This is a genomic window from Rhodococcus sp. KBW08, assembly GCF_003852455.1.
Taxonomy (GTDB): domain Bacteria; phylum Actinomycetota; class Actinomycetes; order Mycobacteriales; family Mycobacteriaceae; genus Rhodococcus_F; species Rhodococcus_F baikonurensis.
Genome location: NZ_QAJJ01000012.1, coordinates 160,938 through 178,235 on the forward strand (window position 1 = coordinate 160,938; position 17,298 = coordinate 178,235).

The 17,298-nt window shown below is 62.9% G+C and carries 17 protein-coding genes and 1 pseudogene; 11 read left to right on the forward strand and 7 right to left on the reverse strand.

Annotated elements, in window-relative coordinates:
* From DBV08_RS17490 to tuf, 4 genes and pseudogenes are all read left to right on the forward strand, one after another.
* Positions 1-97, forward strand: a pseudogene (locus DBV08_RS17490) (30S ribosomal protein S12); the annotation flags it as partial.
* Entirely contained in the window at positions 97-567 is a 471-nt protein-coding gene (rpsG, locus tag DBV08_RS17495) for a 30S ribosomal protein S7 (protein ID WP_003941856.1), read from the forward strand. The pseudogene DBV08_RS17490 and the gene rpsG, both read left to right, overlap by 1 nt.
* A gap of 200 nt (positions 568-767) precedes the next feature.
* Entirely contained in the window at positions 768-2,870 is a 2,103-nt protein-coding gene (fusA, locus tag DBV08_RS17500; protein WP_007728394.1) for an elongation factor G, read from the forward strand.
* 125 nt (positions 2,871-2,995) lie between these two features.
* The gene (tuf, locus tag DBV08_RS17505) at positions 2,996-4,186 is read left to right on the forward strand and encodes an elongation factor Tu (RefSeq protein WP_003941926.1); all 1,191 of its coding nucleotides are present in this window, start codon (positions 2,996-2,998) and stop codon (positions 4,184-4,186) included.
* Positions 4,187-4,302: 116 nt separating this feature from the next.
* On the opposite strand, the gene DBV08_RS17510 is transcribed toward tuf, so the two are convergent.
* The 5 genes from DBV08_RS17510 to DBV08_RS17530 are packed head-to-tail and all read right to left on the reverse strand — an operon-like array spanning position 4,303 to position 6,846.
* A complete protein-coding gene (locus DBV08_RS17510) occupies positions 4,303-4,866 on the reverse strand; it encodes a hypothetical protein (protein WP_124568247.1) in 564 nt (187 codons plus the stop codon).
* Entirely contained in the window at positions 4,863-5,837 is a 975-nt protein-coding gene (locus tag DBV08_RS17515; protein WP_124568248.1) for a DUF6286 domain-containing Asp23/Gls24 family envelope stress response protein, read from the reverse strand. Before DBV08_RS17515 ends, DBV08_RS17510 begins: the two co-directional genes overlap by 4 nt.
* Entirely contained in the window at positions 5,824-6,003 is a 180-nt protein-coding gene (locus tag DBV08_RS17520) for a hypothetical protein (RefSeq protein WP_003942043.1), read from the reverse strand. Before DBV08_RS17520 ends, DBV08_RS17515 begins: the two co-directional genes overlap by 14 nt.
* A 1-nt stretch (position 6,004) precedes the next feature.
* Complete coding sequence (locus DBV08_RS17525; protein WP_124568249.1) at positions 6,005-6,382, reverse strand: hypothetical protein; 378 nt, start codon at positions 6,380-6,382, stop codon at positions 6,005-6,007.
* Positions 6,379-6,846: an Asp23/Gls24 family envelope stress response protein gene (locus tag DBV08_RS17530; protein ID WP_003941912.1), complete on the reverse strand. Its 468-nt coding sequence runs from the start codon at positions 6,844-6,846 to the stop codon at positions 6,379-6,381. The genes DBV08_RS17525 and DBV08_RS17530 overlap by 4 nt, the downstream gene beginning before the upstream one ends.
* Positions 6,847-6,973: 127 nt before the next feature.
* On the opposite strand from DBV08_RS17530, the gene DBV08_RS17535 reads away from it, so the two are divergent.
* Together DBV08_RS17535 and DBV08_RS17540 are read left to right on the forward strand one after the other, a co-directional pair.
* Complete coding sequence (locus DBV08_RS17535) at positions 6,974-8,209, forward strand: NAD(P)/FAD-dependent oxidoreductase (RefSeq protein WP_260395622.1); 1,236 nt, start codon at positions 6,974-6,976, stop codon at positions 8,207-8,209.
* Between the two features lie 42 nt (positions 8,210-8,251).
* Positions 8,252-9,016: a glutamate racemase gene (locus tag DBV08_RS17540; RefSeq protein ID WP_124568250.1), complete on the forward strand. Its 765-nt coding sequence runs from the start codon at positions 8,252-8,254 to the stop codon at positions 9,014-9,016.
* Positions 9,017-9,077: 61 nt separating this feature from the next.
* Here the strand turns inward: DBV08_RS17540 and DBV08_RS17545 are convergent, their stop codons facing one another.
* The gene (locus tag DBV08_RS17545; RefSeq protein WP_019744276.1) at positions 9,078-9,446 is read right to left on the reverse strand and encodes an SPW repeat protein; all 369 of its coding nucleotides are present in this window, start codon (positions 9,444-9,446) and stop codon (positions 9,078-9,080) included.
* A 360-nt stretch (positions 9,447-9,806) separates the two neighbouring features.
* Here DBV08_RS17545 and DBV08_RS17550 point away from each other — a divergent pair, with 360 nt between their 5' ends.
* Together DBV08_RS17550 and DBV08_RS17555 are read left to right on the forward strand one after the other, a co-directional pair.
* Positions 9,807-10,544 carry a DNA alkylation repair protein gene (locus tag DBV08_RS17550; RefSeq protein ID WP_124568251.1) on the forward strand — a complete coding sequence of 246 codons (738 nt, stop codon included), beginning with the start codon at positions 9,807-9,809 and terminating at the stop codon, positions 10,542-10,544.
* A gap of 38 nt (positions 10,545-10,582) precedes the next feature.
* Positions 10,583-11,890 carry a glycosyltransferase 87 family protein gene (locus DBV08_RS17555; RefSeq protein WP_124568252.1) on the forward strand — a complete coding sequence of 436 codons (1,308 nt, stop codon included), beginning with the start codon at positions 10,583-10,585 and terminating at the stop codon, positions 11,888-11,890.
* On the opposite strand, the gene DBV08_RS17560 is transcribed toward DBV08_RS17555, so the two are convergent.
* On the reverse strand, positions 11,862-12,917 hold the full coding sequence (locus DBV08_RS17560) for a ferredoxin--NADP reductase (RefSeq protein WP_095970470.1): 1,056 nt from the start codon (positions 12,915-12,917) through the stop codon (positions 11,862-11,864). The two genes, DBV08_RS17555 and DBV08_RS17560, sit on opposite strands and share 29 nt — an antisense overlap.
* Before the next feature lie 361 nt (positions 12,918-13,278).
* On the opposite strand from DBV08_RS17560, the gene mdo reads away from it, so the two are divergent.
* From mdo to DBV08_RS17580, 3 genes are all read left to right on the forward strand, one after another.
* Positions 13,279-14,553, forward strand: a complete 1,275-nt coding sequence (gene mdo / locus DBV08_RS17570; protein ID WP_003942095.1) for an NDMA-dependent methanol dehydrogenase — start codon at positions 13,279-13,281, stop codon at positions 14,551-14,553.
* An 86-nt stretch (positions 14,554-14,639) separates the two neighbouring features.
* Positions 14,640-15,722: a MadB family AAA-type ATPase gene (locus tag DBV08_RS17575; RefSeq protein ID WP_124568254.1), complete on the forward strand. Its 1,083-nt coding sequence runs from the start codon at positions 14,640-14,642 to the stop codon at positions 15,720-15,722.
* On the forward strand, positions 15,719-17,242 hold the full coding sequence (locus DBV08_RS17580) for a MadC family VWA domain-containing protein (protein ID WP_124568255.1): 1,524 nt from the start codon (positions 15,719-15,721) through the stop codon (positions 17,240-17,242). The genes DBV08_RS17575 and DBV08_RS17580 overlap by 4 nt, the downstream gene beginning before the upstream one ends.
* Positions 17,243-17,298: the final 56 nt, after the last annotated feature.

Consider the following 17,298-nt stretch of genomic DNA (forward strand, 5'->3'; position numbering starts at 1 on the left):
CCGCTACAAGATCATCCGCGGCTCCCTCGACACCCAGGGTGTCAAGGGTCGCAAGCAGGCACGCAGCCGCTACGGCGCCAAGAAGGAGAAGAGCTAATGCCACGTAAGGGCCCCGCTCCGAAGCGCCCGCTCATCAACGACCCGGTTTACGGTTCCCCGTTGGTGACGCAGCTCGTCAACAAGATCCTGCTGGACGGCAAGAAGTCCACCGCAGAGCGAATCGTGTACCAGGCTCTCGAGCAGGCACGCGAGAAGACCGGCACCGATCCGGTCGTCACTCTCAAGCGCGCCCTGGACAACGTCAAGCCTGCACTCGAGGTTCGTAGCCGCCGCGTCGGTGGCGCTACCTACCAGGTGCCGGTCGAGGTTCGCCCCGGTCGTTCCACCACGCTGGCATTGCGCTGGCTGGTCACCTTCTCGCGTGCACGTCGTGAGAAGACCATGGTCGAGCGTCTCGCCAACGAGCTCCTCGATGCCAGCAATGGCCTCGGTGCAGCTGTGAAGCGTCGCGAAGACACTCACAAGATGGCCGAAGCCAACAAGGCATTCGCCCACTACCGCTGGTGATGTAAAGCGTCGGAGCAACTGCCATCGGGTGGGGCTCCGACGCTTGTCGCCGTTGGCGACTTGTTCATCTCGCCGGATTCCGGACGCAGGTGGCCAGGTTCGCCTCGGCAGAGACATAATTGAAAGACCATGGCCCTGACGGTGGAACACACCGATAAGGCCGACACCCGAAAACCAAGCAACGAGCGGGGAAGAAACCTGTGGCACAGGAAGTGCTGACTGACCTGAACAAGGTCCGCAACATCGGCATCATGGCGCACATCGATGCCGGCAAGACCACCACCACCGAGCGCATCCTGTTCTACACCGGTGTCAATTACAAGATCGGTGAGACGCACGACGGTGCGTCGACGACGGACTGGATGGAGCAGGAGAAGGAACGCGGCATCACGATCACGTCTGCCGCCGTGACTTGCTTCTGGAACAACAACCAGATCAACATCATCGACACCCCCGGCCACGTCGACTTCACGGTCGAGGTGGAGCGGTCGCTGCGCGTGCTCGACGGCGCAGTTGCTGTCTTCGACGGTAAAGAGGGTGTCGAGCCGCAGTCCGAGCAGGTTTGGCGTCAGGCTGCCAAGTACGACGTTCCGCGCATCTGCTTCGTCAACAAGATGGACAAGATGGGCGCGGACTTCTACTTCACAGTCCAGACCATCATCGACCGCTTGGGCGCGAAGCCGCTCGTTCTCCAGCTGCCCATCGGCGCTGAGGACGACTTCGACGGCGTCGTCGACCTGGTCGAGATGAAGGCCATCACCTGGCGCGGCGTGGTCCCGACGGGAACCGCTCCGACCATCGAGGAGATCCCCGCGGATCTCGTCGAGAAGGCCGCCGAGTACCGCGAGAAGCTGCTCGAAACGGTTGCCGAGTCCGACGAAGCTCTCATGGAGAAGTACTTCGGCGGCGAAGAGCTGACCATCGAGGAGATCAAGGGCGCCATCCGCAAGATGACGGTCGCCTCCGAGCTGTACCCGGTTCTCTGTGGCTCCGCGTTCAAGAACAAGGGCGTTCAGCCCATGCTCGACGCTGTCATCGACTACCTTCCGAACCCGTTGGACATCGGCGAGGTCATCGGCCACAAGCTCGGTGACGAAGAAGTAGAGATCACTCGCAAGCCGAGCAAGGACGAGCCGTTCTCGGCTCTCGCCTTCAAGATCGCTGCTCACCCGTTCTTCGGCAAGCTGACCTTCGTGCGCGTCTACTCGGGTCGTATCGATCCGGGTGCTCAGGTGCTCAATGCCACCAAGGGCAAGAAGGAGCGCATCGGAAAGCTCTTCCAGATGCACGCCAACAAGGAGAACCCGGTAGACGAGGCCGTAGCCGGCCACATCTACGCGATGATCGGCCTCAAGGACACCACCACCGGTGACACCTTGTGCGATCAGGCGAGCCCCATCGTCCTCGAGTCGATGTCGTTCCCCGCGCCGGTCATCCAGGTCTCCATCGAGCCCAAGACCAAGTCCGACCAGGAAAAGCTGGGCGTCGCGATCCAGAAGCTCGCCGAAGAGGATCCGACCTTCTCGGTCGAACTCGACGAAGAGACCGGCCAGACCGTCATCGGTGGTATGGGCGAGCTCCACCTCGACATCCTCGTCGACCGCATGCGCCGCGAGTTCAAGGTCGAGGCGAACGTCGGTAAGCCGCAGGTTGCGTACCGCGAGACCATCACCAAGAAGGTCGAGAAGCACGACTACACCCACAAGAAGCAGACGGGTGGCTCGGGCCAGTTCGCAAAGGTCATCATCGCTCTGGAGCCTTTCGTGGGCGAAGACGGTGCTACCTACGAGTTCGAGAACAAGGTCTCCGGCGGACGTATCCCGCGCGAGTACATCCCCTCCGTGGATGCCGGTGCGCAGGACGCGATGCAGTACGGTGTTCTCGCCGGCTACCCGCTCGTGAACCTGAAGCTGTCGCTGCTCGATGGTGCTTACCACGACGTCGACTCCTCGGAAATGGCGTTCAAGGTTGCCGGTTCGCAGGCACTGAAGGAAGCCGCCCGCAAGGCCGGCCCCGTCATTCTCGAGCCGCTCATGGCTGTCGAGGTCACAACGCCCGAGGAGTACATGGGCGACGTGATCGGCGACCTCAACTCCCGCCGTGGCCAGATCCAGGCCATGGAGGAACGCAGTGGTGCCCGTGTCGTGAAGGCGCTGGTTCCGCTCTCGGAGATGTTCGGTTACATCGGTGACCTGCGGTCGAAGACCCAGGGCCGAGCGAACTTCTCCATGGTGTTCGATTCCTACGCAGAGGTTCCCGCGAACGTCTCGAAGGAAATCATCGCCAAGGCGACGGGCGAGTAAGCACAGCGAGCTCCCCAGCCCGCGCCGGCAAGCGACCTCGGTTTCTTCCGGCACGAAGCACGACCAAGTAACAACCAACCGCACTGCTGCATACGGCAAGCAACAACAGTCCAGGAGGACACAAAGTGGCGAAGGCGAAGTTCGAGCGGACGAAGCCGCACGTGAACATCGGCACCATTGGTCACGTCGACCACGGCAAGACCACGACGACGGCGGCCATCACCAAGGTTCTCGCGGATGCATTCCCCGACCTGAACGAGGCTTCGGCCTTCGATCAGATCGACAAGGCTCCCGAGGAAAAGGCTCGTGGCATCACGATCAACATCTCGCATGTTGAGTACCAGACGGAAAAGCGCCACTACGCGCACGTCGATGCACCGGGTCACGCCGACTACATCAAGAACATGATCACCGGCGCAGCTCAGATGGACGGCGCTATCCTCGTCGTCGCAGCTACCGACGGCCCGATGCCCCAGACGCGCGAGCATGTCCTGCTCGCTCGCCAGGTTGGCGTTCCTTACATCCTCGTCGCCCTGAACAAGGCCGACATGGTTGACGACGACGAGATCCTCGAGCTCGTCGAGATGGAGGTCCGCGAACTGCTGGCCGCTCAGGAATTCGACGAGGAAGCCCCCGTCATTCCGATCTCGGCACTCAAGGCACTCGAGGGTGACCCGAAGTGGACGCAGTCCATTCTCGACCTGATGGCTGCTGTCGACGAGTCCATCCCGGACCCGATTCGTGAGACCGAGAAGCCCTTCCTCATGCCCGTCGAGGATGTCTTCACGATCACCGGCCGTGGCACCGTTGTCACCGGTCGTATCGAGCGTGGCGTTGTCAACGTCAACGAAGAGGTCGAGATCGTCGGCATCAAGGAAACCTCGACCAAGACCACGGTCACGGGTATCGAGATGTTCCGCAAGCTGCTCGACTCGGGCCAGGCCGGCGACAACGTCGGACTGCTCGTTCGTGGCATCAAGCGCGAAGATGTCGAGCGTGGACAGGTTGTCGTCAAGCCGGGCACCACGACTCCCCACACGGAGTTCGAGGGCCAGGCATACATCCTGTCGAAGGACGAGGGCGGCCGCCACACCCCGTTCTTCAACAACTACCGCCCGCAGTTCTACTTCCGTACCACGGACGTTACGGGCGTCGTGACGCTGCCTGAGGGCACCGAGATGGTCATGCCCGGTGACAACACCGAGATGTCCGTCAAGCTCATCCAGCCTGTCGCCATGGACGAGGGCCTGCGCTTCGCAATTCGCGAAGGCGGCCGTACGGTCGGCGCCGGCAAGGTTGCCAAGATCATCAAGTGAGACTCTTGTCTCGCTAGCTGATTCACAGCACTGAAAAAGGCGCTCATTCCCTTCGGGGAGTGAGCGCCTTTTCTGTGTCTGTGGGCAGGCGGTCTGGTGGCTGGTGAGGTTCTTGCCTACTTCGTTGCTTCGACCCGGTCGAGATGTAACAGGACCTGTACCGCGACGGGTGAGCCGTCGAGGCTTCGCCTGGTCGCACGGGCGATGCCTTCGGCCTGAGTAGTGAAGCCGACGACGTCGATCGCCGGGTCCGCCGTGACGATGACGCACAGCGTCGGCAGTCCGCGATCGACCGTCGCTTTGCTTCGGGTGCTTCGCACGCCCGGCAGTTGCGCGAGTTCGGAGGCCACTCCGTCGGCGACTGGTCCCAGATCCACACTGACGTCGGTGCCGGATTCGTTGTGCCGCAACGTGACTGCGCTCGTTCGGCGCCGGCGAAGGTTAAGGTACAACAGCCCGAAACCGGTGAAGACGCAGAGTACGAAGGTGCCGGACAGCACCCAGTGCCACCAAGGCTCCTCCGGAAGGCCGAAGAGGACCTCCCGATCGAGTCGTGACACCCAGGTTCGAATCAGTGAGGCACCTGCGTCCCACGCGATGGCGTAGGCGCCTGCCGCCAGGAGCGCGATTCCGAAAATCAGGACGATGGTCCGATCGACCGCGGAAATCCAACGGTTCACGACGCGTCCTTTCGTCGTACGGCAGCTTCTCGCACGACAACCGAAAGTTGCAGTGGCTGCTGCAGTATTGCGAGATGTGGTCGTACTGCCGCGTCCACGGCCGCGGCAAGTTCGGCCCGATCGCCACCGGTCGATTCGATGTGGACTTTGACGTGTCTGCGGTCGACGCTCGTGTGGGCCGAATCGACGCCGGGAACGACCGCTGCGTGGCTACTGCACAGGCGTGCAATGTCCGTCGGTCGCATCCATACCGTCGATGCTTTCGGGTTACCCAGTGGGACATGGGTTTTCGCACGACGTTTGATCGCCGACATTATCAGGACCACACCCGCGACAACGGCAGCGATCGCTACCGGAAGCAGCCAAGGTTGCCAGTGCAGCCGCGACGTCCACTCCACGGAGTTTCGGATCCAGGGTGCCGATTCGAAAGTTCCACGGTTGATGAACCATTCGCGCGAGACCACGAAGGCGAGTGCGAGTAGACCGCACGCGATGACGACGGCCGAAACCGCGGCCGCCGGGTTCGCGGAGGGAACTCGGGGTGGAATCGGATCCGAGAGTGCCTCCTGCGCCGGGCCTTCGGCGATTTCGACGCCCGAAGCACATGACTCGTCGGTGCCCTCGGTTGCCGCGATCATGACGTTCATGTCGTGGAGGGGCAGGCCGGTCAGCGACTCGACACTGCGTCCGACTTCTGCCCGCACGCGGCCCGTCAGGTCGGTGACCGAACACGGCCACGACACAGCGAGGAACAGATTGATGGCCACGGCGTCACTGCCCATCGAGATGTCGGCTCGCGGAAGGTCGCGCCCGGTCAGGCGGGTCAAACCGCCTGACTGACGGACCACTCCCGGAACGTTCACCGCTGCGGCCGTGGCGATCTTGGCCATCGCACGGTCCTTGATGACCAACGAGCCGCGTAGGCCAGGATCGTCCGCTGCGCTGGGATCGGACGGCTCAGCCACGGCCACGGCTTCGGAGGATCGCGCCGAGATCGAGATGCCCGTCGCGGTGTGCTCCGATCGCCATACCGGCGGCGCCGAGCAGGACTGCGAAGACGAATCCGCTGAACCCACCCATGATTCCGGCGAGCGCGAGGAGCAGACCGACCAGCAGTCCGACGGTGGTGCTGTTCATGTCAGTTCCCTTCTCGAATGTTCGGTGCAATGTCGGTGACGGTGGCAGGCTCGGTGACTGCACTTTCGGAAACATCCGGTAGGTATCCCGCGGTCGACAGGTCTCCGACCGTCACGTTCACCGGTACGTCGACCAATCTCGCCACCACCGCTCGGACGCGTTCGGCGACGCTGCGAACGTCGGCCGGGTAGTGAACGGAAATGTGTACAGCACAAGAGTTTTCGTCGACGACAACGCCGGTGATTCGGCGTCCCGGTAGGTAGGTTCCCACCTCGCCGAACTGTCCGCCGTGTAGATCTGCCACTTCCGGGATCGCAAGAACTGCGTCGGCGACAACCTCGGCCGCGTCGATCTCGCGGCCGGCGTCGGCGGTACTCACTGAACCCTCGGCTTGGCTTCCGGATCGGTACTGCCGCCGCTCTCGGCATCCTCGAAGAGCATGACGTCGAAGACCGTGATGTTGACCTCGGTGACCTCGAGGCCGGTCATGCTTTCGACTGCGGCAATGACGTTTCGACGGATACCCACCGCCAGTTCGTGGAGTGCGACGCCGTATTCGGCGACAATGCCGATGTCGATGGCGGCTTGCTTCTCGCCCACTTCCACCGCCACTCCCTGTGCATGGTTGACGCGGGCGCCCGGAATGCGGTCGCGAAGTGCCCCTACCGCACGCGCTGTGCCCCCGCCGACGTCGTACACGCCGTTGATCTCGCGTGTTGCTATACCGGCGATCTTGGCGACCACGGCGTCGGCGATGATCGTCTTGCCCTGGGTGCTGACTAGTTCCGCGCCACCGTCGGCGCCGAATCGGACGCTGTTCTTTTCACTGGAATCGCTGGTCATGGGGGCTCCCTGCTCATGTGTCAGTGCGTGCGTCTGAAGTACCTCCAACTGTAGTGACTGGTAGGTGGCCATGCGGGATGCACCACACCTACTCCGGCATTTGGTATGGCAGAGTCGGAGGCAAATAGTGACGGCGTTCATAGTGAGCGCTGCAAGTGACGTGGGTCGGACAGGGTGGTACGTGGTGGCACGGATAGTGATCGTGGGTGCGGGTTTGTCGGGACTGCGGACCGTCGAGGAACTACGGCGAGCGGGTTTCGAGGGTGAGTTGACGCTCGCCGGTGGGGAAACGCATCTGCCCTACGACAGGCCTCCGTTGTCGAAGGAAGTGATCCGCGGTGACAAGGACCAGACGACCTTGCGTCCGGCCGAGTTCTACGTCGAGAACAAGGTCGACCTCAAGCTCGGTTCGCCGGCGACGTCCGTGAACACTGCGGCGAAGTCGGTGGCGTTCGCCGACGGATCCACCCTGGACTACGACGAGTTGGTGATCGCGACCGGACTGACGCCGCGTCGCATCGCCGGCCTTCCGGACCTCTCGGGGGTGCACGTTCTGCGCTCCATCGAGGAAGCGTTGGCTCTTCGCGCCGATCTGGCCCCCGGCAAGCGTGCGCTGATCGTCGGGGCCGGCTTCATCGGCTGTGAACTGGCCGCAAGCATGAAGTCTCACGGCGTCGACGTCGTCTTGCTCGAACCGCAGCCGACGCCGCTGGCGTCGGTACTCGGCCCCACTGTCGGCGCCCTCGTCGAACGTCTGCATCGGAACGAGGGAATCGACGTCCGCGTCGGTACCGGCTTGACCTCGTTGTCCGGCGACGGAGCGGTTGCCGCTGCGACCTTGAGCGACGGTTCGGAGATCCCGGTCGACGTGGTCGCGATCGGAGTCGGTTCGGTGCCGGTAACGGGGTGGCTCGACGGTTCGGGAATCGAACTCGACAACGGAGTGCTCTGCGACGGCGTCGGCCGCACCAGTACCGAACACGTCTGGGCGGTCGGCGACGTCGCGTCCTGGCAGATCGGTGATCGACGCAAGCGCGTCGAACACTGGACCAATGCGGGCGACCAGGCCAAGATCCTGGCGGGAGCGATCACCGGAACGGGTGATCCGGATGCTCCGGCGCAGGTTCCGTACTTCTGGAGCGATCAGTACGACGTCAAGATCCAGGCATTGGGCACCGTCGCACCCACGGACACCGTTCACATCGTCAAGGACGACGGCCGCAAGTTCGTCGCCTACTACGAGCGCGACGGCGTGTTGGCGGCTGTCGTCGGCGGAGGCAGTGCGGGAGCGGTGATGAAGATGCGCGCCAAGATCGCGGCCGGCACGCCCATCTCGGACGTGTTGGAGTCCACACCGGCCTGAACGGATGCGGCATGACCGGTTCCGAGACGATAGATTTGTGCGGTGATCGTTGCACTCATCGACTCGGGACTGGGCCTGCTGCCTACCTCTGCGTGGCTCAGACGCCTGCGCCCGGATCTCGATCTGGTGCTGTCCCTGGATCCGGACGGCGCCCCCTGGGGACCCAAGCCCGAGCCGTGGGTCGTCGACCGGGTGCTCGGTGCTGTGCGGCGGAGCCTCGATCGTGGGGCACAGGTCATCGTTCTTCCGTGCAATACCGCCAGCGTCACCGCGCTGCCGCACGTCCGCGAACTGGTCGGACCGGGTGTGCCGGTCATCGGAACGGTGCCCGCGATCAAGCCCGCCGCCGCCGCGTGCGATTCCGTGGCGATCTGGGCTACAGCCGCCACGACCGCCAGCCGGTACCAAGCTGATCTGATCGAACAGTTCGGCAACGGCGCAAAGATCGTCGGAGTGCCGTGCCACGGCCTCGCCGATTCGATAGATCTCGGCGATCGCGCAGCCGCACTCGCTGCCATCGATTCCGCGGTTGCCCGGACACCGGACGACGTCAGCGGCGTTGTCCTCGGGTGCACCCACTACCCACTGCTCGCCGAAGAAATCGCAGCGCGGCTACCCGCCGGCGTCACACTATTCGACAGCGCCGAAGCCGTTGCACGACAGACTCTGCGGCGGATCGACGGGCTCGGTGCCGTGGGCGAAGGATCGGGAACCGTCGAGGTGTTCGTGAGCGGTCGTCCGGGCGCACTACCGCCCAGCGCCGAAGCCTTCGACGCCGGGCGGTTGTTGGGCGCGATCAAAGCCTGATCCAGCCGCCCTGTCAATGGGCAGCAACGCCGCCCTGTCAATGGGCGGCTACGCCGCCGTGTCAATGGGCAGCTACGCCGCCGTGACCCCCGTGATGCATCCGCGCACTCATCACCGGCATCGCACTCACCGCGACCACAACGGTCAGGACCCCGACCACCCAGGCCGTCCACGACGCACCGCGTAGCGCGTCGAAGTTCATGACCCAGGGTGAAATGAACATCAAGACGCCGAACACGCCCATCGCGTAATCCGCCATGGCCATGTCCGGACGAGCCATGTGTGCCAGACCCGACAGTGCAACCAGGACACCCAGGACGACGAGTGACCACATTGCCCGATCGGTGGTGTCGAGCCACATCGGCGAGAGAGCCGCAAAGACGCCGAGAACCACCGCGACGGCATCTTGCATTCGATTCCACGACTTCATGACGAGACCTCCAAAGACGAGAGTGTGTCCACCTGTAGTACACGCCCGCGGCAGATCGAGATCAACTCTCCGCCAATTGCATTCGCGTTGCAGTTAGAAGCGGTACGGAGGCTTGAATATCAAGATTTGTGACCATTCGTCCGGATTGCCACGAGGCCGCGCGGAGCGCTTGCCGCGATATGTCCCGAGAGTGCCATGAGGGTGAGAGTGGTGAATGCGATAGCGGCGGTGATCATGGGTGGTCCTTTCACTGACTGTCCTCGAGTGTCGTCTGCCGACCTGTGGCCGAGCAGGGCGCACGGTGTGAGAACACTGAGAGAATCGAAGAGTTCGCACCGCAGCCCGTGAGAAGGTTCTGGAGTGACGCAATCGAGTGCCCAGGACGTGATCGAGCAGTTGGCCGATCTCGCGGATCCCGCGGATGCCGTCCACCTACAGCGGTTCTTCAAGACGGGGCCGGGGGAGTACGGCGAGGGTGACGTGTTCATCGGAGTGCGAGTGCCGAAGACGCGTTCGGTGGTGAAGAAACATGTCGGTCTCGCGTTGCCTCAGGTACGCCTCCTTCTCGACAGCGACGTCCACGAGCATCGGTTGGCCGGGCTGCTGATCCTGGTTGCTCAATTCGAAAAGGGCAGTCGCCCAAAATTTTTCGACGGCGAGAGTCGCGCCCGCATTGCCGACTTCTATCTTGGCGCTGTCGAGGACGGGCGGGTGAACAATTGGGATCTCGTGGATTCGTCCGCCGGACAGATCCTCGGCGGCTGGTTGTACGACCGAGATCGTCGGCTGATCTTCGAGCTTTCCGATTCGGGTGACCTGTGGCGACGACGGGTGGCGCTGCTGACGACGTACGGGTTCATCACTCGTGGCGACGCGTCGACCACGCTCGAACTCGCCGCGCAGGTGCTGGGCGATCGACGGGACCTGACACAGAAAGCCATGGGTTGGATGCTCCGCGAGGTCGGCAAACGGGTGGATCGGGATTTGTTGACCGACTTCCTCGCAGAGAATGCAGCAGACATGGGACGCACAGCGCTGAGCTACGCGTGCGAACACCTGACCGCAGACGAGCGAGCGCACTTCCGAACGGCCCGCTAGCGAAGTACCGCTCGGTAGGTTGTGGGACGATTCTCGGTATGCCCGCCACCCGTGTCGAGGCGTCTCGAATTGTGACGATCGGTTCACTGATCGCTGCCGGCGTCGCAGCTCTGTGTTATCTGGTGTACTCCGTTCGAGCCGTCGAACCCGTAGATTTTCTCGTCTACCGCTACGCCGCCCAGACATTCGCAGCGGGATCGAACATCTACGAGGGCAATCTTGTCGGCCCGTTGATCGTCGACGAGGGCATGCCGTTCACCTACACCCCGTTCGCGGCGATCTTCCTCTGGCCGACTGTTCTCTTCGGCTGTTGGACGGCCTATCTGCTGTGGTCGGGCTTGTGCATCGCGGCGGTGGTGTGGACGGTTGCGAGGTTCACTCCCGCTCGCGTCCCGAAGAGGCCGCTCGTCATGGCGGCATTGGTCCTGGCCGTGTCGGTGACGCCCATCGTCAGTGCACACATCTCTTTCGGCCAGGTGAACCTGGTGCTCATGGTGCTCGTACTGCTCGACGTGACCCGTAGTGAGCATTCGAGGTTCGGCCGGTGGTTTCCGCGAGGACTTCTGATCGGTATCGCGGCCGCGATCAAGCTGACGCCGGCGCTGTTCGTCGTCTACTTCGTCGTCACGAAGCAGTGGCGACTCGCGATCTGGAGTTCGATCGGATTTGCCGCGGCGACTGCCGTCGCGGCAGTGGTGGACCCGGCCGTCAGCTGGACCTTCTGGTCGGACGTCGTCTGGAATCTCAGTGACCGGGTGGATTTGAGTGGGCAGGCGATCGCGAGCGCCGGCAACAGTTCGCTGCAGGGCGGACTTGCGGCACTGGGCACATGGACAGCGCCTCTGACGATGCCGTTGACAGTGCTGTGTGCGGCGGTAGCGCTCTGGATCGCCCGAGACGTCTATCGCGTCGGGCGCGCGGTCGATGCGGCGTTGGTGATCGGATTGAGCGCGCCGATTCTTTCGCCGATCAGCTGGATTCACCACTGGGTGTATCTCGTGCCTGCTGCCGTCACGGTTCTCTTTCGGCTTCGATCGCCGCTGCAGTTCGGTTCGGCCGCTCTGGGCTTGGCAATCGTCTACTGCGGGCCGAGTATGGGCCAGCAGTTCATCGAGACGTCGCCTCTCCTGCTGCCGGTGGGGTTGGTCCTGCGGGAGGGTTTCCTGATCGTGACCCTGGTACTGATCTTCGCACTGTGGCGGTTGCCCACGACGGCGCCTGCGTGGGTGTCGGGGCGGGAGACCGAAGATGGCTCGGATGATGACAAAGCCCCCGATTCCGCAGGGAATCAGGGGCCGTCATGCATCGAAGCAGGGTTCAGAACTCGATCTTCAGGTGATCGGTGATCGGCTTCGCCTGGCAACCGAGGATGTAGCCGTTCGCCACGTCCTCGGCGTCGAGGATTTCGGAGTTGTCCATCTGAACTTCGCCTTCGGTGACGGTGCAGGCACACGACCCGCACTCACCTTCCTGGCAGGAGTACGGAACATCGAGGCCCTTGGCGAGCATGATGTCGACGAGCGTCTGCTTGCGCGGCCAGACGAGGGTGTGGGTTTCACCGTCCAGTTCGACCTCGACGGTTGCGGCGTCGGCTGCCTCTTCGTCGGAGACCTCGGCTACCTCGACGTCACGGAACGGGTCGCCGGCGAGTGAATTGAAGACCTCGGCGTGAACCTGCGTGCGGGGCATGCCGGCCTCTGCCAGTGCCTTGTGGACGGCGTCCATGAAGGGGCCTGGACCGCACATGAAGGCCTCGTACGCGACAAATGGCTTGGCCAGTGTCGCCAACTGTGAGACGGCGGGGAGTCCCTGCACGGTTTCGATCCAGTGGACCACCGTGAGGCGGCCGGGGTGTTGCGCTGCCAACTCGCGAAGTTCGGCGCCGAAGATGACGGACTTCTCGTCGCGATTCGCGTAGATCAGCACGACGTTGCCGTTGCCCTGCGTGAGGGCGGACTTGAGGATCGAGATCACCGGAGTGATTCCGCTGCCCGCACCGAAGAGCAGGAAGTCGTGATCGAGCGACTTGGGCGTGAAGACACCTGACGGCGGCAGCACTTCGATGGTGTCGCCGACCTGGAGCTTGTCGCACAACCAGTTGGAGCCGTAACCGTCGACGGTTCGCTTGACGGTCACCTTGGGGGCGTCGTCGGTGAAAGGCGAACTGGCCAGGGAGTAGCAGCGTGCGACCGAGCCGGTCTGATCGCTCGGGATGCGCAGGGTCAGGAATTGACCGGGCTTGTAGTCGAACTTGTCCTTCAGTTCTGCGGGAATCTCGAACACCAGCGACCGGGCGTCGGAAGTCTCTTCGATGACTCCGGACACGGTGAGTACCGCCGATCGCGAGCTGTGCGGTACCTCGACTGTCGTCATCGCGAAGCTAGTCCTCTCGTGAAGCTGGGTAAAGCGCAGGTCAGTGAAGTGCAACATCTAGAACGTGTTCTAGTTCAATGTTAGCAGTGATGAAAAGCTACTGGGGATCGTAGTCGCCGAGCAACACGTTCCCGATCAGCGGGAACCGCGGCGGTCTGATCCAACCGTCCTGGCGGTCCGGGGTGGCGATCACCTGCCCGAACGGGCGGTTCACGGGCGGCGTCCGGGCGGTTGAGCTGCCGAAGCCTGTGCACGGGCTGTTTGTCGGTACACAGTGGGAACCAGGTGAGACGCCGGTCACAAAGAATCGGCTCGAATCCCTCCCGCAGTCACATTCGTGCACATCCCTGAGGAGATACCGATGGCTATCGAGCTCAACCAGATCTGGGACTTTCCCATCAAGGAGTTCCACCCCTTCCCGCGCGCCCTGATGGGTGTGGGCGCTCACGACATCATCGGTGTGGAGGCCAAGAATCTCGGCTTCAAGCGCACCCTCTTGATGACAACCGGTCTGCGCGGTTCGGGCATCATCGAGGAACTCGTCGGCAAGATCGAGTACCAGGGTGTCGAGGTCGTGCTCTACGACAAGGTCGAGTCGAATCCCAAGGACTACAACGTCATGGAGGCCGCGGCTCTCTACCAGAAGGAGAAGTGCGACTCGATCATCTCGATCGGTGGTGGTTCGAGCCACGACGCCGCCAAGGGTGCTCGCGTCGTGATCGCACACGACGGTCGCAACATCAACGAGTTCGAGGGCTTCGCCAAGTCCACCAACAAGGAGAACCCGCCGCACATCGCCGTATCCACCACGGCCGGAACGGGTTCCGAGACGTCGTGGGCATACGTCATCACCGACACGTCGGACATGAACAACCCGCACAAGTGGGTGGGCTTCGACGAGGCGACCATTGTCACCTTGGCGATCGACGATCCGCTGCTCTACTACACCTGCCCTCAGCACTTCACCGCGTACTGCGGCTTCGACGTACTCGCGCACGGCAGTGAGCCTTTCGTGTCTCGTCTCGATTTCGCGCCTTCGCTCGGTAATGCGATCTACTCGGTCGAGTTGGTCGCGAAGAACCTGCGCGAGGCTGTCTTCGAGCCGCGTAACCTCAAGGCCCGCGAGGGAATGATGAACGCGCAGTACATTGCCGGGCAGGCCTTCAACTCCGGTGGCCTCGGCATCGTTCACTCGATCTCGCACGCGGTCAGTGCTTTCTTCGACAGCCACCACGGCTTGAACAACGCCATCGCGTTGCCGCGTGTGTGGGAGTACAACCTGCCTTCGCGCTACGAGCGCTACGCCCAGTTGGCCGGCGCACTCGGTGTCGACACTCGCAACCTCACCACGGTTCAGGCCGCAGATGCCGCCGTCGAGGCTGCCATCCGACTGGCCAAGGACGTCGGTATCCCCGACAACTTCGGTCAGGTCCGCACCGACTCGTACGCGAAGAACCAGATGAACACCAAGAAGTACGAGGGTCGTGGTGATGTCATCAAGGGTGACGAGAAGACTGTGCGCGCCATCTCCGAGCACATTCAGGACGACTGGTGCACCCCGGGTAATCCCCGTGAGGTCACCGTGGAGTCGATGATCCCGGTTGTCGATCACGCGATCAACAAGTCGTACTTCTAGCAGGGCCTTCGGCCCCGTGCGCGGTTAAGGAGTCCAGAGACTCCCTAACCGCGCACAGGGGCTGTGCCCCTATCGAAAGGTATTCCATGTCCGGTCGCAGTTTCTCCAGCGGAATCGAAGTGAAAGATGCTCTGCGGGAGCAGGATTACATTGCCGATGACGAGTTCGCGGTAGTCGTTCATCTGGCGACGGCGCTGGGGCGTCCGCTCCTGCTCGAAGGGCCGGCGGGTGTCGGCAAGACGGAACTGGCGAAGTCGCTGGCTGCGATCGGCGGACGCAAGCTGGTGCGCTTGCAGTGCTACGAAGGGTTGGACGACAATCGCGCCCTGTACGAATGGGACTACGCGAAGCAACTCCTGCACGTGCAGATGCTCCGCGACCGGATCAGCGATCAGGTTTCCGAATTCGACAGTGTCGCCGAAGCGTCGAAGTTTCTGGCCGATCAGGATTTCGGTTTGTACTCCGAGAACTTCCTGTCCGTCCGGCCGCTGCTCGAAGCGATCCTCTCACCCGAGCCGGTCGTGCTTCTGGTCGACGAGGTGGACCGCACCGAGGAATCGATGGAAGCGTTGCTCCTCGAGATTCTCGCCGAACAGCAGATCACCATTCCCGAGGTCGGTACGTTCGTGGCCCGTTCGCAGCCCTGGGTCATCCTGACATCCAACGACACTCGCGAACTCTCGCCCGCGCTCAAGCGTCGTTGCCTGCATTACCATCTCGGCTATCCGACGTCGGAGCGTGAACGCGAGATCGTCACGGCGCGAGCGCCGGAAGTGGACGCCGCTACTGCCACCGAGGTTGTCGAATTGGCTCGCATCCTGCGTGACCTCCCGCTGCGCAAAAGTCCCTCCATCTCGGAGGTCATCGACGCAGCCAGGGCGGCAACAGTCCTCGCGGCCAGTGGATTCGACACCGCTTCCGACGCCAAGGTGCGCGACATCCTGCTCACGGCGTTGCTCAAGTACTCGTCGGATGTGACGCTGGCCAAGGAACGATTCGACGGCAAGCTTCTCGAATCTCCCTCGCGTGACGGTGGTGAGCCGATCGAGCGAGCAACGGTGGCAAGCAAACCCGCCAACACGACGACGGCCGTGTTCCGGGGGACCGGTGGACGAGACCCCCATCAACAGGGAATCCGCGGCGGCAGCGGAATCCGTTCGACGCGATGACGACGCTCGGTGGCCTCGCCGTGTGGCAGCCGTCGTTTGTCCTCGACGTGGTGTCCGCGAGTTTCGGCCGATTGTTGAGGGCGGCCGGAGTTTCCGCGTCACCGGCCGAGGTCATCGAAGTTCGGCGTGTGCTCGCGATGGTGGGCGCTTCGGATCGTGAGACGTTACGAGCCTGCCTTCGGGCATTGTGCGCCAAGTACTCTCACGAGCAGGCCGGTTTCGAGCGGGCGTTCGACGCGCTGTTCCGGCCGCCTGCGGAGAAGGCCCACGCCGAGCGGATGGCGTCGCGAGCCGAAGTGGCGGACGGTCTGCCCACGGCGCTCGGGATCGACGAGGATCAAGAAGTAGGACGGTATGCCGAGTACAACGAGCGTGCAGCCGAGGTCGGCGACTACTTCGACACTCCGGAGGCGGAGAAGGGGTTCAACCCGCACAAGGACGACGACGACGTATCGATGACATCCAGCGATGCGGAACTGTCGGTGGATACCGGTTCGGAGACAGGCCGGCGGGGAGTCAGTTACACGGTCGACGTTGATCGTGCCGCGTCGGCAGTGGTCGGTGACCTGAGCACCAGTGTTGCTGCAGCAGTGGTCGGCTCGTTGTCGTGGGACGATCCGACGTCGATCCTCGCCTGGTTGGATGCCTACGACCCGAGCAAAGCGTATGCGGACGTCTCCGACGACGGGCCACTCACGCAAGCACAATTGAACCGGCTCGTCGAGGCGGTCGAAGCGTTCGTACAAGCGCTCTCGGCCGCTGCACTCGCCGAATCCGCTCCCGACGCGCCCGACAGTGAATCTGCTGCAGGCGCAACGCACAACGACATCGAACTCGCGTGCCACGAGGTGCTTCGGAGGATGAGAGGACCGTCCAGGCCTCGTCCTCGGGAGCGCTCTCGAGGACATCTCGACATGCGACGCACGGTGCGTTCGAGCCTGCGCACTGACGGGATACCTTTCCATCTGGTCGTGAAAGCTCCTCGCCCCGATCGAGTCCGACTGCTTTTGATCGCAGACGTGTCGCTGTCCGTGCGCCCCATCACCGCGTTTACTCTGCGCTTGGCTCAGGCAATGCATCGCCGGGCTGATCGTTGTGAAGTTCTCGCGTTCGTCGATCGTCCGGTCGACGTGACCGACACCCTGCTCGCCAGTAGTGGTGACGGTGCATTGGCAGCGGTGCTCGCACACCCGGGCCTGGATCTGGAAGCCAGCAGCGACTACGGGCGGGTGCTCACCGAATTGTTGGACGAACACGGAAACACCTTGAACTCGAGGACTTCCGTCATCATCGTGGGCGACGGTCGGTGCAACGGGTTGCCCCCGCAGGTGGACAAGCTGGAAGAGGTGCGACGCAAAGTCCACCGTCTGGCTTGGATCACGCCGGAACCACAGCGCTACTGGAACCAGGCGTCGTGCGCGATGCCGGAGTATTCGGAGATCTGCGACGAGGTTGTCGTTGCCCGAGATGCCGCGCAACTGATGGCAAAGGCGGCCGAACTAGGGCATGCACTTCGCTGATGTCAACGCACTTCGCTGATGTCACTGCACTTCACTGATATCACTGCGATCTGTCG

Coding starts and splice junctions, on each gene's coding strand:
- rpsG (WP_003941856.1), top strand. CDS start 97: ATGCCACGTAAGGGCCCCGCTCCGAAGCGCCCGCTCATCAACGACCCG.
- DBV08_RS17520 (WP_003942043.1), bottom strand. CDS start 6,003: ATGAACAGCACCACCGTCGGACTGCTGGTCGGTCTGCTCCTCGCGCTC.
- DBV08_RS17530 (WP_003941912.1), bottom strand. CDS start 6,846: ATGACCAGCGATTCCAGTGAAAAGAACAGCGTCCGATTCGGCGCCGAC.
- DBV08_RS17545 (WP_019744276.1), bottom strand. CDS start 9,446: ATGAAGTCGTGGAATCGAATGCAAGATGCCGTCGCGGTGGTTCTCGGC.
- DBV08_RS17555 (WP_124568252.1), top strand. CDS start 10,583: ATGCCCGCCACCCGTGTCGAGGCGTCTCGAATTGTGACGATCGGTTCA.
- DBV08_RS17560 (WP_095970470.1), bottom strand. CDS start 12,917: ATGACGACAGTCGAGGTACCGCACAGCTCGCGATCGGCGGTACTCACC.
- mdo (WP_003942095.1), top strand. CDS start 13,279: ATGGCTATCGAGCTCAACCAGATCTGGGACTTTCCCATCAAGGAGTTC.
- DBV08_RS17575 (WP_124568254.1), top strand. CDS start 14,640: ATGTCCGGTCGCAGTTTCTCCAGCGGAATCGAAGTGAAAGATGCTCTG.
- DBV08_RS17580 (WP_124568255.1), top strand. CDS start 15,719: ATGACGACGCTCGGTGGCCTCGCCGTGTGGCAGCCGTCGTTTGTCCTC.